General features: G+C 65.4%; 22 protein-coding genes and 1 tRNA gene. 10 read left to right on the plus strand and 13 right to left on the minus strand.

Features of this window, described 5'->3' with window-relative positions:
• Positions 1–26: 26 nt before the first annotated feature.
• Genes BRX37_RS01435 through BRX37_RS01450 form a run of 4 tightly spaced genes read left to right on the plus strand, consistent with a single transcriptional unit; the run spans position 27 to position 5630 of the window.
• Positions 27–1277, plus strand: a complete 1251-nt coding sequence (locus tag BRX37_RS01435; protein WP_125985238.1) for an NAD-dependent epimerase/dehydratase family protein — start codon at positions 27–29, stop codon at positions 1275–1277.
• Entirely contained in the window at positions 1274–2863 is a 1590-nt protein-coding gene (locus BRX37_RS01440) for a cellulose biosynthesis cyclic di-GMP-binding regulatory protein BcsB (protein WP_125985239.1), read from the plus strand. The genes BRX37_RS01435 and BRX37_RS01440 overlap by 4 nt, the downstream gene beginning before the upstream one ends.
• Positions 2863–4734, plus strand: coding sequence for a glycosyltransferase family 2 protein (locus BRX37_RS01445; protein WP_125985240.1), 1872 nt, complete (start codon positions 2863–2865; stop codon positions 4732–4734). Before BRX37_RS01440 ends, BRX37_RS01445 begins: the two co-directional genes overlap by 1 nt.
• On the plus strand, positions 4731–5630 hold the full coding sequence (locus BRX37_RS01450; protein ID WP_125985241.1) for a hypothetical protein: 900 nt from the start codon (positions 4731–4733) through the stop codon (positions 5628–5630). The genes BRX37_RS01445 and BRX37_RS01450 overlap by 4 nt, the downstream gene beginning before the upstream one ends.
• 68 nt (positions 5631–5698) lie before the next feature.
• On the opposite strand, the gene BRX37_RS01455 is transcribed toward BRX37_RS01450, so the two are convergent.
• From BRX37_RS01455 to BRX37_RS01485, 7 genes are all read right to left on the minus strand, one after another.
• Positions 5699–6667 carry a 2OG-Fe(II) oxygenase gene (locus tag BRX37_RS01455; protein WP_125985242.1) on the minus strand — a complete coding sequence of 323 codons (969 nt, stop codon included), beginning with the start codon at positions 6665–6667 and terminating at the stop codon, positions 5699–5701.
• A gap of 67 nt (positions 6668–6734) precedes the next feature.
• On the minus strand, positions 6735–9827 hold the full coding sequence (locus BRX37_RS01460) for a TonB-dependent receptor domain-containing protein (protein WP_125985268.1): 3093 nt from the start codon (positions 9825–9827) through the stop codon (positions 6735–6737).
• Between the two features lie 285 nt (positions 9828–10112).
• Positions 10113–10189 (minus strand) — tRNA-Arg (locus tag BRX37_RS01465).
• 36 nt (positions 10190–10225) lie between these two features.
• On the minus strand, positions 10226–10717 hold the full coding sequence (locus BRX37_RS01470) for a DUF1178 family protein (RefSeq protein WP_125985243.1): 492 nt from the start codon (positions 10715–10717) through the stop codon (positions 10226–10228).
• Positions 10714–11544: a carbon-nitrogen hydrolase family protein gene (locus BRX37_RS01475; protein WP_125985244.1), complete on the minus strand. Its 831-nt coding sequence runs from the start codon at positions 11542–11544 to the stop codon at positions 10714–10716. The genes BRX37_RS01470 and BRX37_RS01475 overlap by 4 nt, the downstream gene beginning before the upstream one ends.
• 5 nt (positions 11545–11549) lie before the next feature.
• Positions 11550–11807 (minus strand): glutaredoxin 3, encoded by a 258-nt coding sequence (gene grxC / locus BRX37_RS01480; protein WP_010335902.1) that lies wholly within the window; start codon positions 11805–11807, stop codon positions 11550–11552.
• Positions 11808–11857: 50 nt separating this feature from the next.
• A complete protein-coding gene (locus BRX37_RS01485; RefSeq protein ID WP_125985245.1) occupies positions 11858–12604 on the minus strand; it encodes a ComF family protein in 747 nt (248 codons plus the stop codon).
• 41 nt (positions 12605–12645) lie between these two features.
• Between BRX37_RS01485 and BRX37_RS01490 the strand changes: the two genes are divergently transcribed.
• A complete protein-coding gene (locus tag BRX37_RS01490; RefSeq protein WP_125985246.1) occupies positions 12646–13506 on the plus strand; it encodes a class I SAM-dependent methyltransferase in 861 nt (286 codons plus the stop codon).
• A gap of 3 nt (positions 13507–13509) precedes the next feature.
• On the opposite strand, the gene BRX37_RS01495 is transcribed toward BRX37_RS01490, so the two are convergent.
• Positions 13510–15054, minus strand: a complete 1545-nt coding sequence (locus BRX37_RS01495; protein WP_318276552.1) for an EAL domain-containing protein — start codon at positions 15052–15054, stop codon at positions 13510–13512.
• Positions 15055–15216: 162 nt separating this feature from the next.
• Positions 15217–16146, minus strand: a complete 930-nt coding sequence (locus BRX37_RS01500; protein WP_125985248.1) for an AEC family transporter — start codon at positions 16144–16146, stop codon at positions 15217–15219.
• A gap of 97 nt (positions 16147–16243) precedes the next feature.
• Here BRX37_RS01500 and BRX37_RS01505 point away from each other — a divergent pair, with 97 nt between their 5' ends.
• The gene (locus tag BRX37_RS01505; RefSeq protein WP_125985249.1) at positions 16244–17119 is read left to right on the plus strand and encodes a LysR family transcriptional regulator; all 876 of its coding nucleotides are present in this window, start codon (positions 16244–16246) and stop codon (positions 17117–17119) included.
• Positions 17120–17303: 184 nt separating this feature from the next.
• On the opposite strand, the gene BRX37_RS01510 is transcribed toward BRX37_RS01505, so the two are convergent.
• Together BRX37_RS01510 and BRX37_RS01515 are read right to left on the minus strand one after the other, a co-directional pair.
• Entirely contained in the window at positions 17304–19085 is a 1782-nt protein-coding gene (locus tag BRX37_RS01510) for a diguanylate cyclase (protein ID WP_125985269.1), read from the minus strand.
• Between the two features lie 166 nt (positions 19086–19251).
• The gene (locus BRX37_RS01515) at positions 19252–20130 is read right to left on the minus strand and encodes a metallophosphoesterase family protein (RefSeq protein WP_125985250.1); all 879 of its coding nucleotides are present in this window, start codon (positions 20128–20130) and stop codon (positions 19252–19254) included.
• A gap of 69 nt (positions 20131–20199) precedes the next feature.
• Here BRX37_RS01515 and BRX37_RS01520 point away from each other — a divergent pair, with 69 nt between their 5' ends.
• The gene (locus tag BRX37_RS01520; protein ID WP_125985251.1) at positions 20200–21093 is read left to right on the plus strand and encodes a diacylglycerol/lipid kinase family protein; all 894 of its coding nucleotides are present in this window, start codon (positions 20200–20202) and stop codon (positions 21091–21093) included.
• A 224-nt stretch (positions 21094–21317) separates the two neighbouring features.
• Here the strand turns inward: BRX37_RS01520 and BRX37_RS01525 are convergent, their stop codons facing one another.
• Together BRX37_RS01525 and BRX37_RS01530 are read right to left on the minus strand one after the other, a co-directional pair.
• Positions 21318–22283, minus strand: coding sequence for an acylglycerol kinase family protein (locus tag BRX37_RS01525; RefSeq protein ID WP_010337966.1), 966 nt, complete (start codon positions 22281–22283; stop codon positions 21318–21320).
• 7 nt (positions 22284–22290) lie between these two features.
• Complete coding sequence (locus tag BRX37_RS01530; protein WP_125985252.1) at positions 22291–22785, minus strand: DUF2141 domain-containing protein; 495 nt, start codon at positions 22783–22785, stop codon at positions 22291–22293.
• Positions 22786–22922: 137 nt separating this feature from the next.
• Here BRX37_RS01530 and lptF point away from each other — a divergent pair, with 137 nt between their 5' ends.
• From lptF to BRX37_RS01545, 3 genes are all read left to right on the plus strand, one after another.
• On the plus strand, positions 22923–24134 hold the full coding sequence (lptF, locus tag BRX37_RS01535) for an LPS export ABC transporter permease LptF (RefSeq protein ID WP_004211025.1): 1212 nt from the start codon (positions 22923–22925) through the stop codon (positions 24132–24134).
• 4 nt (positions 24135–24138) lie between these two features.
• Entirely contained in the window at positions 24139–25239 is a 1101-nt protein-coding gene (gene lptG / locus BRX37_RS01540) for an LPS export ABC transporter permease LptG (protein WP_004211023.1), read from the plus strand.
• 200 nt (positions 25240–25439) lie between these two features.
• A complete protein-coding gene (locus BRX37_RS01545; RefSeq protein ID WP_097382412.1) occupies positions 25440–25892 on the plus strand; it encodes a hypothetical protein in 453 nt (150 codons plus the stop codon).
• Positions 25893–25960: the final 68 nt, after the last annotated feature.

Genomic DNA, 25960 nt, shown 5'->3' on the forward strand with positions numbered 1-25960 from the left:
GGCGCGCGCCAGGGACAGGAGATCGTGTGGCGAAAAAGATTTTCGTGCTCGGCGGCGACGGCTTTTGCGGCTGGCCGACAGCGTTGCATCTGTCCGAACTGGGCCATGAGGTCGTCATCATCGACAATCTTTCGCGTCGCCGGATCGACGCGGAACTGGGCGTCCACAGCCTGACGCCGATCGCCATGGTCGACCAGCGGCTGGATGCCTGGCACCGGGTCAGCGGGCGGACCATCCGCTTCCATTATCTCGACGTCGCCCAGGATTATGCCCGCCTCCTTGCCCTGCTGGCGGAGGAGCGCCCCGACGTGATCGTCCATTTCGCCGAACAGCGCGCCGCCCCCTATTCAATGCGCGGGCCGACCGAGAAGCGCTATACCGTCAACAACAATGTCGGCGGCACCCACAATGTCCTGACCGCGCTGGTCGCCTGCGATCTCGACGCGCATCTCGTCCATCTCGGCACCATGGGCGTTTATGGCTATGGCGGTGCCGGCTTCGAAATCCCCGAAGGCTATCTGACCGTCCAGATCCACGACGATGCCGGTGCCCCGCATGACTGGGAAATCCTGTATCCGACCCGGCCGGGCAGCGTCTATCACATGACCAAGTCGATCGATCAGTTGCTGTTCCAATTCTATGCCCAGAATGACCGGCTGCGCATCACCGACCTGCACCAGGGCATCGTCTGGGGCACCCAGACGGCGGAGACGCGGCGCCACCCCGCGCTCGTCAACCGGTTCGATTATGAGGGCGAATATGGCACCGTGCTCAACCGCTTTCTGGTGCAGGCGGCGCTTGGCCATCCGCTGACCGTCCATGGCACCGGCGGCCAGACCCGCGCTTTCCTCAATATCCAGGACACGGTGCGCTGCATTGCGCTCGCCGTTGCCCATCCGCCGGAGCGCGGCGACCGGGTCAAGATCATCAACCAGATCGCCGAAAGCCTGCGCGTGCGCGACCTAGCCCGGCTGGTATCCGACCTGACCGGCGCGGCGATCGAATATCTGCCCAACCCCCGCAAGGAAGCGGCAGAAAATGACCTCGACGTCAGCAACGCCACCTTCCGCGCGCTGGGCCTCGACCCGATCCTGCTGACCGACGGCCTGCTGGCCGAGACGCTGGAAATTTCCGCCCGTTATGCCGACCGCGTCGACCAGCGCCACATCCCGGCACGCACGGCCTGGACGCGCGAACAGCAGGCGGCGCTCGACCAGGCGGGGTCGATCGAGACGGTTCATCCCGCCCTGTCCGGCGTGGCGGGGGCGGGCCGATGAGATTGTGGGTCATCTGCCTTCAGGCGCTGCTGTTCATCGGCCTGCTCATCGCGATCGGCCAGAGCGGCCTGTTCGACACGATCATGGGCCGCAACGTCCGAATGGGCGACCCCCTCTTCGAGGATTACCAACGCGGCTCCATCCCCTTCATCGATGTCGATGGACGCGACGTGTTCGTGGCGCAGTCGCACCCGGACAATCCCCTGATCCTGTCCGGCTTTCCGGCCTATGCCAGCAAGCTCTTCCGCCTGCCGACCTATAGCCGGCCGCTCAGCGGTACCTATAATATCGCCTTCGCGACCGACGCCGTGCCCGATGCCGAGGGTGCGCTGCGGATCAGCATCAACGGGGTCAAGCGCGCCGACGTCGTGCTGAACCAGGGGCGCTTCAAACGGCGTGCCAAGATCGAACTGACCCCCGCCGAACTGGCCTCGGGCCAGTTGGAGGTCAAACTGGCGCTGGTCGGGCGTGGCCCGATGGCCGAATGCACGCCCAATGAAGCGCTGGCCGCCGTCGTCACGATCCTGCCGGAAAGCGGCCTGCACCTCAAACTGGACAAGGCACCATCCACCACCCGCGACCGGCTCGCCTTGTGGGGCGACCTGATCCCGGTCAAATGGGACGAGGATGACAAGGCGGCGGATCTCGCCACCCTGCTCGCCGCCGCACGGCTGAGCGAGAAAGGCTATGGCATCTATTTTGGCGAAAGCGGCTATGCCGCCCAGGCGCTGACCGACATCGACAAGGGCGCAGCGATCCGTCCCGGCCGGACGCAGGCGCTGCGCTATCCGGTCAGCCTGGTCAGCACGATCGAGAATGGCGGCGCTCGCCGTTTCGATCGGGAAACCACCTGGCGCTATCGCTATGATGTCGGGCAATTGCCCAATGGCGAACTGCCGTCCGCGCTCGACCTGCGCCTGCTGCTCGGGCCGATCGCCGAAACCCGCACCGCGCTGTTCGTGACGCTCAACGATCATCTGCTCTTCACCCGCACCCTGACCGATGAGGATCAGCGCTTCAGCCATTCGATCGCGCTGCCGACCGCCGATCATCTGGATCGCAACCAGTTGGAAATCACCCTGACCGCACATGAGCGGGAAGAAATGCGGTGCGGCGCGCGCCGTCTGATCGCCGCGGAAATGCTGCCGGAAACCATCTTGCGGGGCGGCGGCGAACGGCTTGTGCCGGCGATCGTCCAGTTGCGGGGCCTGCTTGCGGCCAATCGCCCGGTCGCCTTGAAGGCCGGCGCACTGACCGCACCGCAGGGACAGGCCACAGCCCAGTTGCTGGGTCAGATGCGGCCCAGCGCCCTTGCCTTCGGCACCCAAAGGCCGGGCACCACGATCGAGGTGCTGACGGGCGACATTGCCGGCACGCTGGCACGGGTCCGCCCCGCCGGACGGCAATGGCTGGTCCACTTCCCCGATGACCGGCGCGAAGGCGTCATGGTGGAACCCTTCGCGCGTGGTGCATCGGCGGCCAGGGCGGCCGTGGCCCTGCTGGTGACGGTCCATCGCCCGGTTCCCGTCCCGCCGCCCGCCACGCCGGCGACCACCCCGCTGCGCGCAACAGCCCCTGTCCCCTGATGCCGCCGCCCCCGGATTATGACCGGACCCAGGCCAATTTCCAGTCGACGGACAGTTTCGCCGGCGGACTGGCCCGTCCGGTATCGATGTTGCGCGCACCCGCTCTGCTGCTGACCTTCACGACCATCGCCCTGTTCCAGCTATGGCTGTTCGAACTGGGCTATCTCGACCGCTTCTTCCGCACCCATGATTATGTGTTCGGCCCCTATCTGGGCTTCAGCGCGATCTCGATCCGGACCTTCATCTATTCCTATTTCATCTCCTTCTCGCTCTATGCAGCGGGATCGGTGCGGGCGCGCATCCTGCTCTGCCTCGACCTGTGCCTGCGCTACATGGCGCTCTGCACCATCCTTGACCTGGGCAGCGTGGCGCTGTTCGCCTATGTCGGCACCCCCTTTTCGCTGGCCGCGATCCAGATCATGGCGGGCCTTGCGGGCATGGCGGTCTTCGCCTTCGTCATCATCCGGCGCGGCACCATGCCTGCCCCGGTGCCGGTGCTGCGCGGCCCTCAGCCAAAGGGGCGCGCCCTCTACCGCCTCGCCATTGCCGGCACGATCGCGGCGATCATCGCCATCTGGGCGGCACAGCAACCGATCCTGCTGTTCGAGGAGATGCGCGACATCAGCCTGCTCGGCGGCATCGGTCCGGGCGTCATCCTGTTCGTGCTGCTGACCTTTGCCCAGCTCTACATCGTTGCCGTCGCCGAGCGCTATCGCCTGTCGCGCCCCGACTTCGCCGCCCCGGTCAGCGTCATCGTACCCGCCTTCAACGAGCAATATGTGATCGGCCAGACGATCCAGCATATCGACCGCGCCGCCGCCCATTATGGTGCGGAGGTCGAACTGATCGTGATGGACAATGGCTCGGTCGATGGCACGGCGGACATCGCCCGCGCCGTCATCGACGCCTGCTCCGCGCTCAAGGGGCGGGTCGTGCATGTCGCGACGCCCGGCAAGGCCCATGCCCTGAACGAAGGCGTGCTGCATGCGCGCCATCCGTTCATCGTGCGGATCGACGCCGACACGCTGGTGGGCGAGGACAATCTGACACTGGCAATGCAGAATTTCGCCGATCCCGATGCTGGCGCGGTCGGCGGCGTGCCCTTGCCGCCAGGCGGCGCGATCTTCGATGCCGGGCGCCTGGTCGAGGTGATCGTCAAGCATGGCTATTATTCGCCCGCGCTCAGCGTCATGGCCGGGCTGGTCGGCATTCCCGGCATGTTCGTCATCTATCGGGCGGACGCGCTGCGCCGGGTCGGCCAGTTCGCCTCCGGCATGAATGGCGAGGATACCGACATCTCGCTGCGCATCGCCGAACTGGGCTATCGCACGCTGGTCGATCATCGGGTCAGCTATGTGTCCGAAGTGCCGACCAGCTTCGCTCACCTGCGCGAACAGCGGCTGCGCTGGTTCCGGTCGGTCTATCATGTCAGCGCGCGCGCCCATTCGCTCATCAGCGCCCCGGACTTCAGCATCCGCGGCAAGCTGGTCCTGCCCTATATGCTGATGAACACCGCGCGCCGGGCGATGATGATCCCGCTCGTCATCTTCGGCCTGCTCGAACTGTTCATCACGTCGAGATCGATCGCTTTGCCCCATTGGCAGGCGATCGTCGCCGTGCTGGTCGGATCCCCCCTGGTTGCCGCGGCGATCGCGATCCTGGCGAATAACCGCCCGCGCGCCCTGCTGGCGCTGCCTCCCTATATCTTCTTCCGCGCACTGCGCGCCTGGTACACGCTCGAATCCGCGCTCACGATCCCGATCACGTCGATGTCCACGCGCATCCAGATCGGGCGCGACCCCTGGCCGCAAAGCCCGCCGCCCGATCCGCTTCCCCCGCCATCCCCCCCTTCATCGCCGGAGGTCTCATGAAACAGATCGTCATTCCCGCCGCCCTGCTGGGCCTCGCCGCCATGCCCCAGGCCGGCTGGGCAAAGCCGGGCGACCTGTCGGTTGAGGGTGAACTTTCCTACGGGCTCGACGTGGTGCCACCCGACGTGGTCGACAACAGTCCCGATCAGGATCGGATCAAGTCGCTGTTCACCGGCGAAGTGGGCCTGGCCTATGATGCCGGCCCGGCGATCCTGCGCGCGTCCGCGGGCGCCCACATCTATCCGTCGGAAGCCGATTATAATCGCTATCCGCTGACCGTCGGCGCGCAGATCGACTGGCCACTGGCGGCCAAGGGACGGACCAGGCTGCGCTTCCAGCCCAGCTATGAATATGTGCTGGGCGATGATGGCCGGGTGTTCGATCGCGCGCGCATGGATGTGCAGCTCATCCACCGCCACAATCCTGCCCACACCAGCACGGTGCGCCTGCGTTACGGCTATCGCAACCAGAGCGAACAGCGCTTCCAGGGCTATGACCAGAGCGAGTGGCTGGGCGAACTGCGCCATCTCTGGCGGCCGGGCGGCGGCCAGACCCGCATCATGGGGTCGCTATTGGGCCTGCACGCCAATGCGCAGGCCAACCGCTTCAGCTATAATGGCTATGGCACGATGCTGATCGCCCGCACGCCGCTGCGCGAGGGACTGGAAGTCTATGGCCGGCTCTATCTGGTCCATCGCAACTACAAGGCGGCCTTCTCCAACGCTTACCCTTTCAAGCGGGAGGATACGCAATTGCGCCTGACCGGCGGCGTGGAACAGGCGCTGACCCGGCGGATCAACCTGTTCGGCGAGGCCGGCTATGCCAGCAATGATTCCAACGTCCCCACCCGCGACTATAGCGGTTTCGTCGGCCGCATCGGCATCCGCTTCCACTGACCATGGAACTGCGAAGAATATCCGGTCAGACGCAGGCCCGGCAAGGATCGGGCCTGCGCCTCGCATGCTCACGGGTTCCAGGGATCGTGACGATCATGCCTGATCCAGCGGGTGCATAGCCATTTCTGTCCCGCCATGACCGGCGCGCCCAGATGCATGGCGGCTTCCGCCGCCTGCCCCTGCGCATCGGTGTTGCGGAACAGCAGGGCATCGCCCTTCCGCCCCTTCACCGACAGGCCCAGCCGCGGGAAGATCGTTTCCCCGCCGGCATAGCCTTCGTTGAGATAGATCAGCATCGTCCATGCCCGCTGGTTGCGGACATGGGGCAGGCAATCATGATGCTGCCGATATTGCTGGCCGACGGCATAGCGCAGCAATGTCAGCGGCTCGCCGCCCGACAGAATCGTCCCGCTTGCCGCCGCAATCCGCCGGTTGATCGCCTGGATCACCAGATCCTCGCGCGCCGGGCCGAAAATCCCGCCATCCGACGTGCGGATCGGATGCGGCATGGGCCGGCCACTGCGCGGATCGATCACCATTGCCGGTTCCAGCAGCGCCTGGCCTTCGCTGATGACATGATGGCATTCATCGGCCGTCAGGAACTGGCGGAACAGCCGGACATCCCAGCCACCGGCCAGCGCTTCGCCCTCGGGCACGGCCACAGGCGCACCGTCCGGGGCCAACGCCATGCGATCGATCAGCGCCAGTTGCTGCTGCGCGACCAGATCCCCCTGCGCCGCGATCTTCAACCGGGCCAGCGCCTCCGTCCAGTCGACCGGCCCGCCGCTGCCATTGGCGGTCAGCGCGATTTCCATCAACGCTGCATCGACATGGCCGATCTCGACCGCGCGGCGCAGCAGGCCCCTCGCCCGTTCCAGATCGCGCGCCACGCCATGGCCCGCCAGATGCCAGGTGGCGAGGCAGAAGAGCGCATCGACATCGCCCTGCGACGATGCCTGTTCCAGCCGGGCGACAGCCTGCGCCACTTGGCCGGATGCGGCCAGTTGCCGGGCATGGGAAACGGTGGGGGAAGTCATGGCCAAGCAGAAAACGAAAAGGGCCGGAAGTCAATCCGGCCCTCTCGCTTACAGCATGTCGCTGCGATCAGAACTTGGCGACGGCGCCGATATAGCCATAGCGGCCGCGGACGTCGTAGATACCCGAACCCGCACCCACGCCGGTCAGGCCGAAGGGCGGTGCGCGGTTGCCGATATTGTCGACACCGACATAGATGTTGAACTTTTCGGTCACGTCATAGCCCATACGTGCGTCGTGATAGAAGACGTCGGGATATTTCTTGAGCGAGGCATAGTCCGCATTCTGCGGCGGCAGCCCGTTGACCGAGTTATAGTCCTCATAGGTGTTGAGGTACATCTTGTCGATCCAGCGCATCTGATAGCCGATCGTCAGCTTGCCGAACTTCACGTCGCCGTTGAAGTTGACCTGGTTCTTGGGATCGCCCAGTTCTTCCAGGATCTGGTTGCGGAAGCTCGGATCAGCCGGATTGAGATATTCGTTCCGCTTGATCATGCGCGTGTAGACCGTCTTGAAACCAGCCGAACCCCAGCTGAAATCATGACGATAGTTGAGTTCGGCGTTGATACCTTCCGCGGTCAGCTTCGCATAGTTGAGCGTGGTCTGCTGCAACGAACCCTGAAGCACCTGATAGGCAGCTTCGCCCGACGGACCTTCGGTCGCGCCGTTACGCGTGAACAGGCCGCAGAACGGATTGTCCAGATTGGGTGCGTCATAGCAGGCGTTCAGGATCTGCTGTGCCGACGGCGCGGTGATGACGTCGTCCACCTTGATGTTGAAATAGTCGACCGACAGCGACAGGCCCGGAATCCAGCGGGGCTGCAGAACGCCACCGACAGTCCAGCTGGTCGAGGTTTCTTCCCGCAGATTGGGGTTGCCGCCCGAAATCAGCTCGATCGACGAGGTGTAGACGAAGTCATAGTTGGTCGGCACGCCGGCCGCACGGCAATTGGCCTCGCGATAGGAGGAACCGGTGCCGATGTTGCGCAGCGAGCAGGGATCGTTCGGCGCAGGCGCGAAATTCTGGCTCTGCTCCGAATAGAGATCGACGACGTTGGGCGCACGGATCGCCTTGTTGTAGGTGCCGCGGAAGCGGATGTCCTGAACCGGGGTCCAGGTCAGTTCCGTGCCCCAGGTGTAGACGGTGCCGGTCGCGCCCTTATAGTCGGACACGCGGCCCGAGGCATTGGCGGTCAGTTCCTTGAAGAAGGGAACGTCCTTCAGGATCGGCACGCTGATTTCGCCGTACAGCTCCTTCACTTCGAACGCCGGGGCGCGGAAGGTCGGGATCGCGTTGTAGAAGGCGTAGCCCTGCTGGGTCAGCTCATCCAGGTCATAATAGACCTTCTCGCGGCGATATTCGCCACCGACCGAGAAGCCGACCGGGCCGCCGGGCAGTTCGAACCAGGCGCTGGTATCGCCCGCCACGAAGCCGGACGCCACGAACTGCTTGATCTTGCCGGTCGCGACCGTGTCCATCAGCACATAGTTGCGCGCAGCCTGCGAGACCGAGCCCTGGCCGAAGGGATTGATCGGAACGCATGCCGCAATGTCGGCGGCCAGGATGGCCGCATCCGCGCCATAGTCGACCGTGCCGGCCGGATTCAGCTTCGAACGGCAGACGATGTTGCCGGCGGCGTCGCGGGTGGTGTCGATACCCAGCAGGTAGCGCTGGACGTTGACATTGCCCTTGACGACATTCTTCTCGCGATGCTCGCCATAGTTGACGGACAGTTCGTAGTTCCAGTCGTCGTTGAAGTCGCCGCGGACACCGACGACGGCGCGATAGGTTTCACGACGGATGGCTTCGTCACGAATGCCGAAATCGACCCAGTTGCGACGCAGGTTGAACCGGAACGTGCCGGCGTTGATCGCGGCGCGCTGCGCGTCGAGCTGCGCTGCCGTCAGGGCTGCGCCGGTATTGGCGTTGACGGTCGTCGCCAGCAACTGCTGGGTCAGGAGCGTGCGGGCCTGGTCCGACAGGAACGGATTGTCGAGACGGATGCGTTCGCGGCCGCCCGGATCGCCCAGCGTCGTGCCCTGCGAGAAGAAGGGACCGCTCTGCGAGCCATAGGCATCGGCCCGGACATATTTCGCTTCCCAGAAGGGCACGAAGGACGGGCTGAACTCATAATGGCCCATCAGGTTGACCGAAATGCGTTCCAGATTGGGGCTCAGCGCCAGCAGCTTGCCTTCGCGGCTGCTCGTGCCGTTGCCACCGACATAATTGCCGTTGGGGCCCAGGCCGATGCGTTCACCGGTCTGCGGCACCAGCGTGCCGTCGGGCTGGAACAGCATGTTGCAGACAAAGGCCGCGCCTACCGCATCACGACCGCAGGCCGCGTTGCCGGCGCTCTGGAAGATGCCGGTCTGGCCGCCCAGCGAGATGGTGGCCGAACGCACGTCGCGGAAGAACTGGCGGTCGAACACGCCGTCCGAACCGTTGGCGGTGCCGGCCGGGTCGGTGTCGACGACGATGAACGCATTGTTCTGGCGCATGGTCGGACGGTTGGAACCGTAGAAATCGTCCGACTGGGCATATTCGACGTTGATCGCGATATTGCCGCGGCCATCGGCGAAATTCTTGCCCGCCAGGACCGAAGCATAGCGGTTGCCGGCGTCGCCATATTTGCTCGCGCCATTCTGGCCGCGCACCTGGACGCCTTCATAGTCCTGCTTCAGCACGAAGTTGACCACACCGGCGATCGCGTCCGAACCATAGACCGACGATGCGCCACCGGTCATCACGTCGACGCGTTCGATCAGGTCGGTCGGGAAGGTGTTGGTGTCGGGCGACACGCCGTTCGACAGGACGTCGGAACCGACATGGCGGCGACCATTGACCAGCACCAGGGTGCGCTGCGTGCCCAGGCCGTAGAGGTCGAGCAGGTTGAGGCCGCGCGTGCCCAGGAAGCGGGTCGAGTTCTGCTGGCTGAAGGTGCTGCGCAGCTGCGGCAGCTCGTTCAGCGTATCACCGACCGACAGCTGCCCCGTCTCGAAGAACTGCTCGCCCGAAATGGTGGTGATCGGCGCATTGGCTTCCAGATTCGGACGACGAATGCGCGAACCGGTCACGACGATCGACGACGCGACCTCCCCGGTCGCTTCCGGATTGCGATCGGCTTCGGTCGTCTGCGGCGTGGCGCTGCTCCCCTGCGCCATGGCTCCCGTTGCAAAGGCGAAACTGCCCGCCAGGGCAGTAAATGTCAGAAAGCTATATTTTTTCACGAAGCTTCGGTCCCTGTTCAGAAGGACGCGGGCCCTCTCCCGCGCCGCTGCGCACAGGGTGCCCCAACTGGGACGCAAGACAAGCGATATTGTAATATCCTTGTCACACATTGAAATTTTAGTGAAACATGTGACCGTCGTGCAACAGCATGACGCGCAACAAAATGTCACGCTCGCGCCCCACCGATGAGCGCGTAAGTCATTATAATTTCAGGAAAATGGTGCACCCGACGGGATTCGAACCCATGGCCCTCAGATTAGGAATCTGATGCTCTATCCTGCTGAGCTACGGGTGCACGCAGCGCCGGCTCTATTATGCGCGGCGCGCGCGGTCAATTCTTCGCTTCGGGCGGAATCACCGGAAAGGGCAGTTGCGCGACATTGATGCCTTCCTCGGCCAGTGCCTTGGCCTCGGCCGGGGCGACCTCGCCATGGATGCTGCCCTTGTCCTGCTCGCCATAATGCATGGCGCGCGCCTGCTCGGCAAAGCCGCGCCCGACCCAGGTGGAGCCTTCCAGCACCTTCTTCTGTGCGTCCGCCAGCGCCTCGACAAGCGCGCGCATCTTCGCCTCGTCCGGCCCGGCCGCGACCGGCGCCGTCTCCGCTTCGCCCGCCGGCTGCTGCTGCGACGGCACGATCTCGCGCCGCTGGTTGCTCTTGGCCGCCACCGCCGGCGCCATCAGCGCCTTGCCGACCCGCGTATCGCCGCACAGCGGACAGGCGAGCAGGCCCCGTTCCTTCTGGTCCGCAAAGTCTGCGCTGGAGCCGAACCAGGCCTCGAACACATGGCCCTGGCCCTCGCACTTAAGGTCGAAAACGATCACCTGATCTCAACATCCTGCGGTATCACGCGCCGATTGGCGATAGCGGGCACCCGCCCCCGCACCGCCTCTACGCGGCTCAGGTCGAGATCGGCAAGGGCCAGCCCCGCGCCCTCGCCCATGTCCAGCAGCACATCGCCCCATGGATCGACCACCAGGCTATGGCCATAGGTGGTGCGCCCGTCCTGATGCTCGCCGGCCTGTGCGGCGGCGATCAGGAAACAGCCCGCCTCGATCGCGCGGGCGCGCAGCAGCACATGCCAGTGCGCCTGGCCCGTGGGCACGGTGAAGGCCGCTGGCGCCAGCAGCACGGTCGCCCCCGCATTGGTCAGCGCCCGGTAGAGATCGGGAAAGCGCATGTCGTAGCAGATGGAAAAGCCCATCCGCGCCCAGGGCGTATCGACCGCCACCACGCTTTCCCCCGGCCCATAGACCGAGGATTCGCGCCAGCTTTCGCCCGATGCCAGGTCGACGTCGAACAGATGGATCTTGTCGTAGCGCGCCCGTATCTCGCCGCGATCGTCGATCATGAAGCTGCGATTGGCCCAGCGCCCGTCGCTGCGCGCATCTTTCAGCGGCAGCGATCCGATATGGACCCACAGCCCCTCGCGCGCCGCCGCCTCGCGCACCGCCGCCAGCACGATATCGTCCGCCTCGCTGCGCAAGGTTTCCGCCGCGCGCTTGCGATCCCGGTCCAGATAGCCCGCCATTTCCGGGGTGAAGAGCATGTCCGCCCCCTCCCCCTTGGCGCGCTTCGCCGCCTCCTCAATCGCGGCGGCATTGGCGGCCGGGTCGATCCCGGTCGTCATCTGAAAGATGGCGGCGCGCATCGGGCTTACAGCCCCAGCAGCGGGTCGAGCTTGCCCTCGCGGTTCAGCGCGGCGAGATCGTCGCTGCCGCCGATATGCTGGCCGTCGATGAAGATCTGCGGCACGGTGGTGCGTCCGGGCGCCCGCTCCAGCATTTCCTCGCGCTTGGGACCGCCCAGCGAGATGTCATATTCCTCGAAGGCAACACCCTTGCCCTCCAGCAGTGCCTTGGCCCGCGCGCAATAGCCGCACCAGTCCTTGGTATAGATTTCGACCTTTGCCATTATCTCGGTAAAACTCCTTTGCCCCGAAATTGGGGGGAATGCGCACTTTGTCAATCGTCGCCAGTTCTGGGTAACGCCCGCGCCCAGCAGAGCAGATGCACCTCGCGCGCGCCGCCGGCCTTCAGCAGCTTCGCGCAGGCCGCCGCCGTCGCCCCGCTGGTATGGACATCGTCGACCAGCCATATCACCCGTCCCGCCAGCCCGTGCCCCTGCGCCAACGCAAAGGCGCCGCGCACCGCCTGCGCCCGCTGCTTGGGGTTCATCCCCCGCAGCGGCTGCGTCCGCTTCACCCGGCGCAAGCCATGCTTGTCCACCGCCAGCCCCGTCAGCCGCCCCAGATGATCGGCGATCAGCGCCGACTGGTTGAAGCCGCGCCCCCATAGCCGCCAGCGATGCAACGGCACCGGCACGATCAGCGCGCCCTCCATCTCCGCCGGCACATGGCGCAGCATCTGCCCCGCCACCAGCCGGGCCAGGCCGATCCGCCGCCCATATTTGAGGCGCAGCGCCACCGTCCGCGCGACATCGCCATAGGCCAGCACCGCCCGCGCGCTGTCGAACGGCGGCGGCTGTGCCAGGCAGGCGCCACAGGCCGCGCCCTCGCCCATCTCATGCTCGAACGGCAGGCCGCAGCGCGCGCAGCAGGGCGGCCCCAGAAACCGCATCCCGCTCCAGCAATCCAGGCAGAATCCATGATCCGCGCCGACGATCGCGCCGCAGCCGGGGCAGCGGGGCGGAAGGGCATAATCCATGACCGGACGCATCACGGTCTTGAGAAGCGGGACCAGCGACATCATCTGCCTTGTCCCCGCTTCGCCCCCGATGCACAAGGCCCGCCATGACTGCCCCCGAAACCCGCCCCGACATTTTCGACCGCGCCCTGCGCGCCCGTCACCGCGACCGGATGCTCGGCGCCTTTGCCGATCATGACTTCCTCCACCGCGCGATGCTGGACGAACTGCTCGAACGGCTGGCCGATGTGCAGCGCGACCTGCCCGAAGTGCTGCTGGTCGGCTGCCCGGACGGCAGCGCGAAGGCCGCGCTCGAAGCCATGGGCAAGCGCGTCGCCTGCGCCGACCCCGGCTTCCTCGCCGCGCAGCGGGCCGGCGGTGTGCAGGCGGACGAGGATGCCCTGCCCTTTGCCGACAATAGTTTCGACCTGGTCATCGCCTGCGGCACGCTCGACAGCGTCAATGATCTGCCCGGCGCGCTGATCCTGATGCGCCGCGTGCTGCGGCCCGATGGGCTGATGCTCGCCGCCTTTGCCGGCGCCGGCAGCCTGCCGCGCCTCAAGTCCGCCCTGCTCGCGGCCGAGGGCGACCGGCCCGGTCAGCATGTCCATCCCCAGGTCGATGTCCGCTCGGCCGGCGATCTCTTGAGCCGCGCCGGCTTCGCCATGCCGGTCGCCGATGGAGAGACGCTCAATATCCGCTATGGCGACATCGTCCGGCTGATGCACGATCTGCGCGGCATGGGCGCGGGCAATGCGCTCGCCACCCGCCCGCCGGCCCTGTCGCGCGATGTGCTGATGCGCGCCGCCGCCCATTTCGCCAATGCCGCCGATCCCGACGGCCGCACCGCCGAACAGATGGCGCTCATCTATCTGTCCGGCTGGAAACCCGACGCCAGCCAGGCCGCCCCCGCCCGCCGCGGCAGCGCCACCGTCTCGCTGGCCGCCGCGCTCAAGGGCAAGGACTGATCCTCAGGCCGCGACACTCAGGAAGCGGGATCGCTTGCCCCGGTTATAGTCGCGGTAGAAGGCCATGAACTCGTCCGCCGGCAACGCCTTGGCATAATACCAGCCCTGCGCGAACTGGACGCCGGCCTTGCGGACATAGGCATCCTGTTCGCGGGTCTCCACCCCTTCGGCGATCAGGTTCAGCTTCAGCGCCCGCCCCATCCCGATGATATGGGGCGTGACCACGCTGGCCGCCGCATCCCGGCCGATCGCGTCGATGAAGCATTTGTCGATCTTGAGCGCGTCGAGCGGCAATGTTTCCAGCAGCGACAGGCTGGAATAGCCGGTGCCGAAATCGTCGATCGCCATCAGATGCCCGGCATCGCGCGCGCGGGCGATGGTCGCGCGGGCCGTGTCCGGGTTGATCAGGCTGCGCTCGGTCACTTCCAGCCAGATCTGGCCCGGCGCGATGCCGGCCTTGGCTATCTCGCGCTCCAGCACATCCAGGAAGCGGCCGCTTTCCAGGTCGCGCGCGGAAATGTTGATCGCCACATGCACCTGCTGCTCGGCCAGCAGCATGACGTGCAGGTCCGCTACCACCTGCTCGATCACATGGTCGGTAATGTCCAGGATCAGCCCGCTCTGCTCGGCCAGCGGGATGAACAGGTCGGGCGCTATCCACCGGCCATCGGGCCGCCGCCACCGCACCAGCGCCTCGGCGCCCACGCAATAGCCGGTCGCCAGCTCGATCAGCGGCTGGTAATGGACCTGGAACTCGCGTTTGCGGATGGCCAGCTTCAGTTCCTTTTCCGGCGACAGGCGCTGGCGCGACACCCACAGGATCAGCAGCACCAGGATCGCGGACGCCACCAGCCCGATCGGCAACAGCAGGCGCATCTCGCTGCCCAGCTTCGCATCGATGGCGCTGCGGTCGGCAATGGCAAAGGCGGTCAGGTCGCCGCGCTGCACCGACGCATAGATGTCCGTCTCGTCCATCCCGGTCATCGGCTGCCGGCTCAATTGTCCCACCAGCCCGTCATTGGCCCGCCCGGTAATGGCGATCAGCGTCCCCTGCCGCGTCGCGATGCCCAGGATCATGTGGCTGTCGGACAAGACATCGACCAGCCGCTGCGGCAGGATCAGCACATTATGGTCGCGATAGCCCAGCACCATCACCTCGCGGGCATGGCTGATGCGCGGCTTCACATGCAGATGAAGCGCATAACCGCCCGCCAGCGTCGCCGAAGGCGTCCCGCGCCCGATGACGACATCCGCCGGCACCTTGCCCCAACCGGTGCAGGCCAGCCGATCGCCATCATAATGGCCCACTTCCTCCACCGCCCCGCTGTCGATCGCCAACTGGCGCATCCGCTCGATATGACCGACGGAACAATCGCCCTTGCCGACCTGCGCCAGCACATCCTTGGCGTCGGTCAGCACCTGCTCGGCGCGCAGCAGCGTCCAGTTGGCATATTCCTGCATATGCACGCGCTCGGCGGCGATCGCCCGCTCGCGCGAAAAATGGACGGTCAGTGCCAGTGGAATGACGATCGCCAATATCGCCAGCATCAGGGCCAAAAAGATAATGATCCGTCGCCGCAAGTCCGGCCCCCATCTTCATTCGCCATCGGAGCAGCAAAACCTGCGCCGTCAGCAGAGCAAAGACGAGTATTTATTTTGTTAACGGCCTGTCCTTGCGCGCGAAAGCGCAACGCCCTGTCGCCCTGATGCTCAGCGCAGGCTCAGATAGAGGGTGATGGTCGCCAGCGAGGCGATGGTGGAGACCAGCACGACCCGCGCGGTGATACCCGCTTCCCGGCCATAGAATTCGGCGACCATGAACGGGCCGGTGCCTGTCGGCAGCGCCGCCATCAGCACCGCCGTCGCCGCCAGCGCCGGCGGCAGGCGGAAGACCAGCGCCAGCGCACCGGTCAGCAGCGGCTGCACCAGCAGCTTCATGCCCACCAGAAAGCCAACCGCTCCCGCCGCCGGCGGCGCGCCCTCCCGCTTCTCGGCGATGAACAGGCCCAGTGCGACCAGCGCACAGGGCGACGCCGCACCGCCCAGCAGCGACAGGAACTTGTCCAGCGGCGCCGGCAGCGGAATGGCAAAGGCCAGGAACAGTCCACCGACCAGCGGCGCCACCAGCAGCGGATTGGTCGCCAGCGACCGTGCGACCTTGGCCATCATGTGCCCCGGCCGCCGCTCGCTCTGCACGCCGATCTCGATCAGGATCAACGCCACCGCAAACAGCAGGCAGACGGTCATGATCGTCGCCACCAAAGTCGGTGCCAGCGATGCCGGCCCCAATATCGTCGCCGCCAGCGGAAAGCCGATGAAGCCGGTATTGGCATAGCCTGCGTTCAGCCCGTCGACCGTCGCATCCGCCAGATGCCGCCCGCCGCGTCGCCGCAGCAACAGCGTCGCGCCAAAGCTCAGCCCCGCGCCGATGCCGAAGACGGCGATGAAGCCGGGCTGCCAGATGTCGCTCCACCGCGCCTTGGCAACGATGTCGAACAGCAGCGCCGGCAGCGCCAGCCACACCACGAAGCGATTGATCTCGCCTGTCGCATGCGGCCCCAGCACGCCGCTCCTGCGGGCAATCCATCCCGCCCCGATCAGCGCGAAGATGGGCAGGACGATCAGCAGCACGGACAACATCGGACGGACTTTCGGGACAGCGGAAACAGCGCTCGCCTACGCCGCCGGATCGATGCATACCAATGCCATTACATGGAATGATTGATACTGTTTCCGTATGATCGATATTCGCCAGCTCCGCTATTTCGTCGCCGTCGCCGAAACGCTGCATTTTGGCCGAGCGGCCGAACGGCTGCATGTCACCCAGCCACCGCTCAGTCGTCAGGTGGCTGCGCTGGAACAGGAACTGGGCGTCCGCCTGATCGAGCGCCATTCGCGGCGCGCCGTGCTGACCCCGGCCGGCGCCCGCTTCCTGGAAGATGCCCGGCAGATCATCGCCGCGCTCGACCGCGCCTGTCGCGATGCGCGCGCCTGGCAGTCCGGCGATCTTGGCGAACTGACGATCGGCTTCATGATGCATGCCGCCTATAGCAGCGTCCCCCTGCTCACCCGCCGCTTCGCCACCGCCCATCCCGACGTGACGCTGCACCTGCGCGAAACGCTGCCAATGATGCTGGCCGACGGCGTGATGGAGGGGCGCTTCGACGCCGCCATCGGCTTCGATCCCGGTGCCCGGCGCGGCCTCGTCACCAGCCCGCTCTATCGTGAGCCGCTCGCCGCCGTCGTCCCGTCGGACCATCATCTCGCCAGTGCCAGCACCCTCACCCCCGACCAGTTGGCCGGCGAACGCTTCATCCTCTCGCCCGCGGATGTGACGCCCACGCTGCGCCGCGCGATCCTGGGCTGGCTGGCCGCCCCGCCCGCCATATTGCTCGAAACCCAGTTGCAGCAGACGATCGTCAGCCTGGTCGGCGAAGGGCTGGGCGTCGCGATCGTGCCGGAATCGCTGCGGCGCCTCGCCATGACGAGCGTGCGCTTCGTGCCGCTGGTCGACGCGCCGATGATCGAGCAGTTGCTGATGGTCCGCCCCGACGCCCGCAATCCGGCACTCACCCATCTGCGCGCGATCGCCGACAGCCTCCAGCCCGCATGAAGCGGCCCGCTGTCCTACAGCGCGCCGAACTGCCATGATCGCGCCCGGCTCTTTCTCAACTCAGGCAGGCGGGACGACGTAAGGAAATTTCCAACCATCGACATAAAATGTCGAAATGTGCAGGAAATATGCGAAGTTAAGCGGCGACTTTCCTATTTCCGCCGCCCCTTTCAGGCTACCTCGGTCAGGCTGACAGCGCTTCCGCCCGTGCGTCCAGCACCACCCGGTTCCGCCCCTCGCGCTTGGCGCGATAGAGCGCGGCATCGGCCGCCTTGATCAGTGTCGAGCCGTCGCGCTCCATGCTCTCTTCCCAGGTAGCGACGCCGAAGGACATGGTCGTCGACCCCAGCGTACGCCCACCCTGGTTGACCATCAGCTCGCTGATCGCCTGGCGGACGATCTCCACCCGGTCGGCCAGCACCACGGCCGACGTGCCCGGCGCGATGATGGTGAACTCCTCGCCGCCAAAGCGGCAGACGACATCGCCGTCGCGGAAGCGGCTGCGCATTTCGGTTGCGACCGCCTGCAACACCGCGTCCCCCGCCTCATGGCCGAACTCGTCGTTGAAGCGCTTGAAATGGTCGACGTCGCACATCACCAGGCTCAGCGGGCTGCCGGTGCGCGTCGCCCGCGCAATCTCCAGCGCCAGCGTCTCTTCCATGTAGCGGCGGTTGAACAGGCTGGTCAGCGGATCGCGGATCGTCTGTTCGCGCAGGCCGCGCTGCAGGCGATGGTTGACCAGGGCCGACGCGATATTCTCGGTCAGCACGGTCAGGCGGAACCGGTTCTCGGCCCCCACCACGCCGCGCAGATACAGCACGCCGATCACCTCGCCGCCGGCCAGCAGCGGCTCGCAATGATAATGGTCCGCCTCGGCCCCGACATGGGCGCAGACGATGTCCGATCCCTGCTCGGTCACATAATGGCTCTGCCCGCGCCGCAGCGCCCAGCACTGGTCGGGCGCAAAACCCGCCTGCTCGACCTCCAGCCCGCCCCAGGCCGCGATCGGCACCAGCAGGTTGCGGGAATTATTATGGGCATAGAGGGCGCCGGGAATATCGGGCAGCACGCGCGGCACGAACACCCGGATGATCGACGCCAGCTCCTCGTCGGTGCGGGCCGCCTGCATCCGGTGGGCCATGCCGCCCAGCAGTTCGATCACCTCGCCCCGTTCGCGCAGCACCTGCGCATTGGCGCTCAGTTCCTGGTTGGCGATTTTCAGCCGCCCCTCGCTGTCCACCTGGTCGGCGACCGCCGCCTCCAGCTCGCGCGCCATTTCATTATAGCCGCCGGCCAGCCGCTCGAACTCGCTCGACCGCATCTCGACATCGATGCGCGCGCTGCGGTCGCCAGCGCCCAGCTTGCCCATCACCGTCATCATAGCCTCGACCGGACGGCGGATGCCGCGGATCAGCGCCACGCCCATGATGACGATGATCGCCACCGTCAGCGGCGTGCCCAGCAGCACCAGCCAGCGAATATAGTTGAGCCGCCGTTCCACCGCGCCCATGCGCTCGACCGACAGCGCGCGCTCCTCGGCCAGCAGATCGCCGACCCGCGCCTCGACCATCAGCATCAGATAGCGGCCCCGGCCGGTCGCGGTCGATGCCTGCGCCCCGGCAAAGTCGCCCGCGCGGGTCATGGCCGCCGACTTCTCCAGGCTCGCGGCCCGTTCCGTCACCAGCGCGCGCACCTGCTGCGCCCGTTCATTCTGCGGCGGATTGTCGGCCGTCAGCCTGACCAGCGCGGCCGCTTCATGCTTGGCGGCGGCGATTTCGGCGGCGACGGTCTCGGCAAATTCGGGATTGCGGGTCAGCACATAGCCGCGCTGTCCCGACTCCGCTTCCTGCAGATGGCCCAGCGTCCGGTTCGCGGTCTTGAGCACCTGCGAGGAATGGGTCACCCAACCCAGACTGCTGCGCATCTGCGCCGACCCGTCGAGCAACAACCCGGCGAGCAGCACCATCACCACGCACAATATGCCGCACAGCACCACAATCCGATGGGACAATGATCCGACCAACTGACACTCCCTGGGTCCGCAAGCCCATCGCCTTTGGTCAATCGCTTCGCCGATGCAACATGAATCATTGTTTTTTAGGGAGAATTGCGACCGATCGAAGACTCCTGCCTCAGCCTGTCCCTTGTAGCACAGCCACGCTGCCAACCGTTGGCGGGTCGATCACATCCCGTCCCGTCCATGCCTCGCCTTCCCGCACATAGTCGACATGGCTGGCCCGGCGAAACGCGTTGCCGTCCCAGACGATCACCTGCAGTTCGATCGCATCGTTACGCCGGACATGCAGCCAGTTGAAGCTTTGCGGCTCGGCATTGCGCAGCCGGGTGGATGTCGCCGTCCCCGCTTGGATCACCAGCGCCCCGCCGCTATGCGCCACCATCTTCTGCGCGGCCTCCGCATAGGTGCGGTGGAAATGCCCGGCCAGCGCGACATGGACACCCGCCTCGCACGCCGCCTGCACCGCATCCTCATGCCGCCCCACCGCCTCGCTCAACTCCCCGCCCCGACCGATCGGCATGGCGAACAGCGGATGATGGGTCACCAGGATGCGGGTCTTGGCCGGCGCGACCTGCGCGAAACTCGCGCGCAGCCGGTCCATCTGGTCATGGTTGATCCGCCCGTCCTTGATCGTCAGCGACCGGGCGGTGTTGAGGCCCAGTATCGCGACCTCGTCATCCTCGTAGAAGGGACAGAGATCGCGGCTGATATAGCGCTTGTAGCGCGCCAGCGGCCGGGCGAAGCGTCGCACCACATCGAACAGCGGCACGTCATGATTGCCGGGGATCACCAATATCTTCAGCCCCGCCGCGCGCAGGCGATTGAGCCAGGCCGCCGCCGCCCTGAACTGCTCCACCCGCGCCCGCTGGGTCAAGTCGCCGCTGATGACGACCAGATCGGGCCGGCGTTCCTCCAGCCAGGCGGTGGCGGCGTCGACGATGCGCGGATCATGCGCGCCGAAATGAATGTCGGACAGATGGGCGATACGGGCCATGCCTCCCTAACGAATCCATCGCTATTCGTTTCCGATGGACCCGAAATCGCCGCACGGTGTTATTGCGGCATGGAAACGAAAGCGCTCCCCCAGCAGGCGATCCTCGTCGTCAACGCCCATAGCCGACGCGGCCAGGACAATTTCAATCAGGCAAGGGAAAAGCTCGAAGCCGCCGGCATCGAGTTGATCGCCGCCCATGCGGTCGACGACCCCGAACAGATGGCCGCCACCGTCCGCCAGGCGGTGGAAAGCGGCGCGCCGATGGTCATCGTCGGCGGCGGCGATGGCTCCATGTCGGGCACGGTCGACGAACTGGTCGGCAAGGATTGCGTGTTCGGCGTGCTGCCGCTCGGCACCGCCAACAGCTTCGCCCGCACGCTGGGCCTGCCGCTCGACCTCGACGGCGCAGTCCGCGCCATCGCCACCGGCCAGCGCCGCCGCGTGGACCTCGGCATGATCGATCGCGACTATTTCGTGAATGCCGCCTCCTTGGGCCTGTCGCCGATGATCGGCCAGACCGTGCCGCACAAGCTCAAACGCTATCTCGGCCGCATCGGCTATCTGCTCTGGGCGGTCAAATGCTCAGTCGGTTTCCGCGCCTTCCGCCTGACCATTGACGACGGGGTCAAGGAACGGCGCCTGTGGTCGACCGAGGTGCGCATCCTCAACGGCCCCTATCATGGCGGGGTGGAACTGTCGGACCATGCTGCCGTCGATACCGGCGAGATCGTGATCCAGGCCGTCGTCGGCCGCTCCAAGCCGCGCCTCGCCTGGGACTGGTATGCCAAATTCGTGAAGCTGCGCGACCGCAACGCCCATACGGAGGAATTTCACGGCCGCCAGTTCAGACTCGCCTGCCACCCGCCACAGAAAATATCGATCGACGGCGAAGTGCTGGCAAAAACCCCCGTCACGGTAAAGATAGCCCCCGGTGCCGTCGATGTAGCGGTGCCGCAGGACTAGGGCGGCAAGGACAAGTCCAGATTGTCGGGAAGCGACCAAGAACCGCCCATCCCATCATCGTCACCCTGAACTTGTTTCAGGGTCCATTCCTCCCAATAGACCAATGGTTTGTTAGGCTTGATAGATGCTGAAACAAGTTCAGCATGACATTGATGGGATGGCCTTAAGCCACCCATCTCGACCATTCAGCGGGCGCCGAAACAGCCCCCGCCGCTCGGCCGATCTCAGGCGGCCAGGCGCAGGAAGGGCACCGGTTCGGTCGAACGCAGCAGGATCGGCTTGCCTTCCGACGCGCGGAAGATTTCGCCGTCCAGGATCACGCTGCTCTGCGCACCCTCGATGCGGATCGTGTCGCCCTGCTCCAGATGGATGCCCTGCATCTGCTGCTTGCCCATCCGGCGGAAGACGCTGGCCCATACCAGGCGCAGCAGCGCCGACACGCTCTGGTCGACCGCCATCAGCTTCATGTTGCCACGGCGGCTGTCACCCGGATCGACGCCCAGCAGCAGTCGCTCCAGCGTGGTCACGATCAGGACCGAGAAGCGCCCCGCCAACTGCCCCTCGCGCATCAGCGAGATGCTGACCGGGTGGCTGGATTGTGGCAGGAATCGGGCACGAATGCCGAAAACCAGCGACGCCAGCACGGCGAGCGCGGTCAGGAAATGGCTGAACCCGTTGGACAGGCCCAGCGGATAGATCTTGTCCCGGCAATAGAGGATATAGTCGGCCAGGCCCGCACCGCCCAGGAACATGCCCAGCACCGGACGGGTCGTCTGCCCGTCGGTCAGCGCGATCAGCTCGCGCTGCACGACATGGTCGCCCAGCCCAGATTTGGCGATCTCGACGATGCGCTCCAGCGCCTTGATCGGGTCGCCATGGATGCCCAGGTCCAGCGCGATCAGGTTGGTCTTGCCATTGGGCAGCACCGCGATCGGCGGCACCCGACCGCAGAAATGCTCGCCCTGATACAGTTCGGTCAGCGCCGCCTGCACCGTCCCGTCGCCGCCATTGATGACGATGACGGCCGGATCGACCCGCGCAATCGTCTGCAGCGCGCGGCCGATCTGGTCGACATGCTCGACCTCATAATGGAAGATGTCCGGGTTGTTGGCACAAAAACTGCGCACGCGCGGCAAGGTCTGCCGGTTGCCCGTGGACTTGGGATTGGACAGGAGCGCGACGCGAACCATGACGACCTTACATATATTTGAGGTTGATGGTGATCCGGGTCACGCCCGGTCCAGCATAGAAGGCGGCCTTGTCGACCGACGGCTTGCCCAGATTGAAGATGTTGATCGACGGATTGTTCGAAAAGCCGCCGCCATCCCGCGAAATGTCAGTCTTGCCATTGCCGTCCCGGTCATGCCGCACGGCGATGCCATATTTGCCCGGCTCCGGGATCGGCATGCAGAATCGCATGCCGCCTTCGGACGGGCGGACGACGGTGTCGATCCGGTTCAGCCATTCGCCCTTGGTCAGCCAGCTCGCCTTGGTGGCGTGATAGGACTGCATGCGCACGCGGCCGGTCGCCTCGGCAAAGCCGCGCACATCGACCAGCACCGCCGGCCCCTTGGCCGACGCGGCGCAACGGGACAGATCGTTCGTGATTTCCTGACCATGGGCCAAGGCAGGCGTTGCGGCCAACAGAACCACCACCGGCATCAGACCCATTGCAACTTTCAACATGACCATCAGACTCCTGGAAGCTATAGCCGCCCGATGTGATCGGACGGCGAGCCCCTGTTCGCCCCGCGACTCTTTTATTAGCTGACTCGCATATGGGCGGGGTTTGCGGCCAAAACATGGTGATGGGACGACGACATAGAGAAATGCTGACTGCCATCGACCGATATCTCGCCCGCCTGATCGCGCTGCCATTGCTTGGCACGCTGGTGATCGCCGCGATGCTGCTGGTGCTCGACAAGATGTTGAGCCTGTTCGATTTTGTCGCGGCCGAAGGCGGCCCCGTCAGCGTCGTGTGGCGCATGCTCGCCAACATGCTGCCCGAATATCTCTCGCTCGGCATTCCGATCGGGCTGATGCTCGGCATCCTGCTCGCCTTCCGCAAGCTTGCCACCTCGTCCGAACTCGACGTGATGCGCGCCGTCGGCCTGTCCTATGGCCGGCTGCTGCGCGTCCCCTACATGTTCGCCTTCGCCCTCGCCCTGCTCAACCTCGGCATCGTCGGCTGGGTCCAGCCCTTGTCCCGCCACGCCTATGAGGCGCTGCGCTTCGAACTGCGCTCGGGCGCGCTGGGCGCGTCGATCAAGGTCGGCGAGTTCACCAGCCTGGGCAAGCGCATGACCCTGCGGATCGAACGCAGCCTGGACGAAGGGCGCAACCTGCGCGGCATCTTCGTCCGCGCCGTCGGCAAGGATGGCCAGTCGGTCGCGGTCACGGCGGCCCAGGGCGCCTTCCTCGCCACCGACGATCCCGACACCATCATCTTCCGCCTGCGCGACGGCGTGCTGGTGAACGATGCGCCCAAGTACAAGACGCCGCGCATCCTCTCCTTCTCCAGCCACGATCTGCCGATCGACCTGCCGCAGATCGAGAATTTCCGCGGCCGCGACGTCGACCGGGAAAAGACCCTGCCCGAACTCTTCTCGATGGGGCGTGATCCCGCCACGCCGACCAAGCTGCGCAACGAGGTCCGTTCCAACTTCCATTTCCGCATGGTCGAAGTGGTGATGATGATGCTGCTGCCGATGGCCGCGCTCGCCTTCGCGATCCCGCCCAAGCGCTCGACCTCGGCGCTCGGCGTGTTCCTTTCGATCGTCTTCATCGTCACCTATCACAAGATCAACCAATATGGCGAAAGCATCGGCTCGCTGGGCAAGATCGATCCGATCATCGCGCTATGGGGGCCGTTCCTGCTGGCGTCCGGACTGATCTTCTGGATGTATCATGTCATCGCCCACCGCCCCGGCGGACAGCCGATCGCGGCGCTGGAATATGCCTTCGCCAAGCTCGGCAAGCAGATCGGCCGCCTGCTGCGCTTCGTGACGCGGCGCGGCGAGCCGGCGCAAGGAGCAGCCTGACCCCATGCAGTTCGATTTCTTCCCCTCGCGCCAGGTCAGCTGGTACATGGTGCGGCTGTTCCTGACCCGCACGCTCGCCGTGCTGGCGATGCTGGTGGTCGTGCTGCAGATGCTCGACCTGCTCGGCAATTCGGGCGACATCCTCGCCTATCCGGGCAATGGCGATGCACAGCTCTGGCATTATGTCGGCCTGCGCGCGCCCCAGATCGTCGCCCGCTTCCTGCCCTTCTCGGTGCTGCTCGGCACCCTCATCATGCTGGCGACGCTCAACCAGAATAGCGAAATCATCGCGATGAAGGCGGCGGGCCTCTCCGCCCAGCAGATCCTCGCCCCGCTGATCGCCGCCGCGCTCGGCGTCTCGGTCCTCAGCTACGCCTTCAACGAACGGATCGTCGCCCGCTCGACCGCGATGCTCAGCGCCTGGCAGGCGGTCGACTTCGGCCCGGTGCCAGCGGACAGCGGGATCAAGACCAACCCCTGGGTGCGTGACGGCAATAATCTCGTCACCGCGGCGATCGTCGCGGGCCATGGCCAGGACGTGCAGTTGCGCAAGGTCGAGATCTTCAACCGCATCAACAACAGCCTCACCACCATCATCACCGCGCCCAAGGGCCATTATGACGCCGCCAGCAAGAGCTGGGTGCTGGAAGGTGCGCGCCAGTTCGACGTCGCCCGCGGCACGCTCCAGAATGTCGGCACCGTGCGCTTCGGCAGCGACATCCGTCCCGACCAGTTCACCCTGGCCAAGGTCGATCCCGACGCCCTCACCTTCAGCGAGTTGCAGGCGGCGATCGGCGACCTGCACGATGCCGGGCGGCCGACCGCCGAACTGGAAGGCAGCCTGTGGCACAAGCTGTCCGGTCCGCTCTCGGCCGTGCTGATGCCGATCCTCGGCTCCGTCGCCGCCTTCGGCCTCGCCCGCTCGGGCCAGCTCTTCCTGCGCGCGGTCATGGGCATGGCGCTGGGCTTCGCCTATTTCGTCGCCGACAATTTCTCGCTCGCCATGGGCAATCTAGGCGCCTACCCGCCGATCCTCGCCGCCTGGGCGCCCTTCCTCCTCTTCCTGCTGCTCGGCGAGACGGTGCTGTTCAGAACCGAGGAATAAGCGTGGTTAAGGGCTGGCAAATCCCGTCATGCCAGCGAAGGCTGGCATCTCAGGCAGGCGCACGCCACGTCAACGAATAGCGAGACGCCCGTCCTCCCTCTGCCGCCGCCTGAGTCCCCAGCCTTCGCTGGGGTGGTGGAGTTGGGTGGTTAGCGGACTGGCTTCTTGCAAATCGTAGAAAGCGATAGCAGACATGGCTCATGCCATTCAGCGCAACTCACAATGATTTGAGCGGCCGTTTCGGTATCGACACGAGCCTTTCAGCATTCCGCGTCTGGCTGATAGCTGGCAGCTTCGTGAGCGCGGGTTTAATCCCTAGTCTAATTTATGGCGTTCTACTCGGCCAATGGGGCACCAATTTGGTATGGGGCAGCGTTTATGGCTTGGGATGGTGTCTTGCAGCATATTTCGCCGACGTTAGGGGAATAGCCGCCCTCTTGGCCTTTCTTTGGTCTGGCTTTGCTGTTCCCGCCCTACTGTATGTGGCGAGCGGCTGGCTGTGGAACACATGCGGCGAGCATACGAAACGGTGGGCAATGATCTTGTTATTTGTATCGCTTGCTGCGGATATTCCGGCCGAGGCCATCAGTTGGATAGATCAACAGGTAATCCATCTGCCTGATCTGATGCTGCACATCACCACTATGTATTGAGTGGCAGCTTCCTACCGATGATTTTCGGCGGGACAGGGACCACAAATGGTCGTTTTCAGACCATGCTC

Source organism: Sphingomonas sp. S-NIH.Pt3_0716 (genome assembly GCF_003950715.1).
In the GTDB taxonomy this organism is placed as follows: domain Bacteria; phylum Pseudomonadota; class Alphaproteobacteria; order Sphingomonadales; family Sphingomonadaceae; genus Sphingobium; species Sphingobium yanoikuyae_A.

What these genes read in the sequence shown, in the direction of transcription:
- BRX37_RS01520 (WP_125985251.1), top strand. Translation starts at nt 20,200, where the DNA reads ATGGAAACGAAAGCGCTCCCCCAGCAGGCGATCCTCGTCGTCAACGCC.
- BRX37_RS01530 (WP_125985252.1), bottom strand. Translation starts at nt 22,785, where the DNA reads ATGGTCATGTTGAAAGTTGCAATGGGTCTGATGCCGGTGGTGGTTCTG.
- BRX37_RS01445 (WP_125985240.1), top strand. Translation starts at nt 2,863, where the DNA reads ATGCCGCCGCCCCCGGATTATGACCGGACCCAGGCCAATTTCCAGTCG.
- BRX37_RS01545 (WP_097382412.1), top strand. Translation starts at nt 25,440, where the DNA reads ATGCCATTCAGCGCAACTCACAATGATTTGAGCGGCCGTTTCGGTATC.
- lptF (WP_004211025.1), top strand. Translation starts at nt 22,923, where the DNA reads ATGCTGACTGCCATCGACCGATATCTCGCCCGCCTGATCGCGCTGCCA.
- BRX37_RS01440 (WP_125985239.1), top strand. Translation starts at nt 1,274, where the DNA reads ATGAGATTGTGGGTCATCTGCCTTCAGGCGCTGCTGTTCATCGGCCTG.
- BRX37_RS01525 (WP_010337966.1), bottom strand. Translation starts at nt 22,283, where the DNA reads ATGGTTCGCGTCGCGCTCCTGTCCAATCCCAAGTCCACGGGCAACCGG.
- lptG (WP_004211023.1), top strand. Translation starts at nt 24,139, where the DNA reads ATGCAGTTCGATTTCTTCCCCTCGCGCCAGGTCAGCTGGTACATGGTG.
- BRX37_RS01455 (WP_125985242.1), bottom strand. Translation starts at nt 6,667, where the DNA reads ATGACTTCCCCCACCGTTTCCCATGCCCGGCAACTGGCCGCATCCGGC.
- BRX37_RS01450 (WP_125985241.1), top strand. Translation starts at nt 4,731, where the DNA reads ATGAAACAGATCGTCATTCCCGCCGCCCTGCTGGGCCTCGCCGCCATG.
- BRX37_RS01490 (WP_125985246.1), top strand. Translation starts at nt 12,646, where the DNA reads ATGACTGCCCCCGAAACCCGCCCCGACATTTTCGACCGCGCCCTGCGC.
- grxC (WP_010335902.1), bottom strand. Translation starts at nt 11,807, where the DNA reads ATGGCAAAGGTCGAAATCTATACCAAGGACTGGTGCGGCTATTGCGCG.
- BRX37_RS01510 (WP_125985269.1), bottom strand. Translation starts at nt 19,085, where the DNA reads ATGGTGCTGCTCGCCGGGTTGTTGCTCGACGGGTCGGCGCAGATGCGC.
- BRX37_RS01505 (WP_125985249.1), top strand. Translation starts at nt 16,244, where the DNA reads ATGATCGATATTCGCCAGCTCCGCTATTTCGTCGCCGTCGCCGAAACG.
- BRX37_RS01495 (WP_318276552.1), bottom strand. Translation starts at nt 15,054, where the DNA reads ATGCTGGCGATATTGGCGATCGTCATTCCACTGGCACTGACCGTCCAT.
- BRX37_RS01500 (WP_125985248.1), bottom strand. Translation starts at nt 16,146, where the DNA reads ATGTTGTCCGTGCTGCTGATCGTCCTGCCCATCTTCGCGCTGATCGGG.
- BRX37_RS01515 (WP_125985250.1), bottom strand. Translation starts at nt 20,130, where the DNA reads ATGGCCCGTATCGCCCATCTGTCCGACATTCATTTCGGCGCGCATGAT.
- BRX37_RS01460 (WP_125985268.1), bottom strand. Translation starts at nt 9,827, where the DNA reads ATGGCGCAGGGGAGCAGCGCCACGCCGCAGACGACCGAAGCCGATCGC.
- BRX37_RS01485 (WP_125985245.1), bottom strand. Translation starts at nt 12,604, where the DNA reads ATGATGTCGCTGGTCCCGCTTCTCAAGACCGTGATGCGTCCGGTCATG.
- BRX37_RS01475 (WP_125985244.1), bottom strand. Translation starts at nt 11,544, where the DNA reads ATGCGCGCCGCCATCTTTCAGATGACGACCGGGATCGACCCGGCCGCC.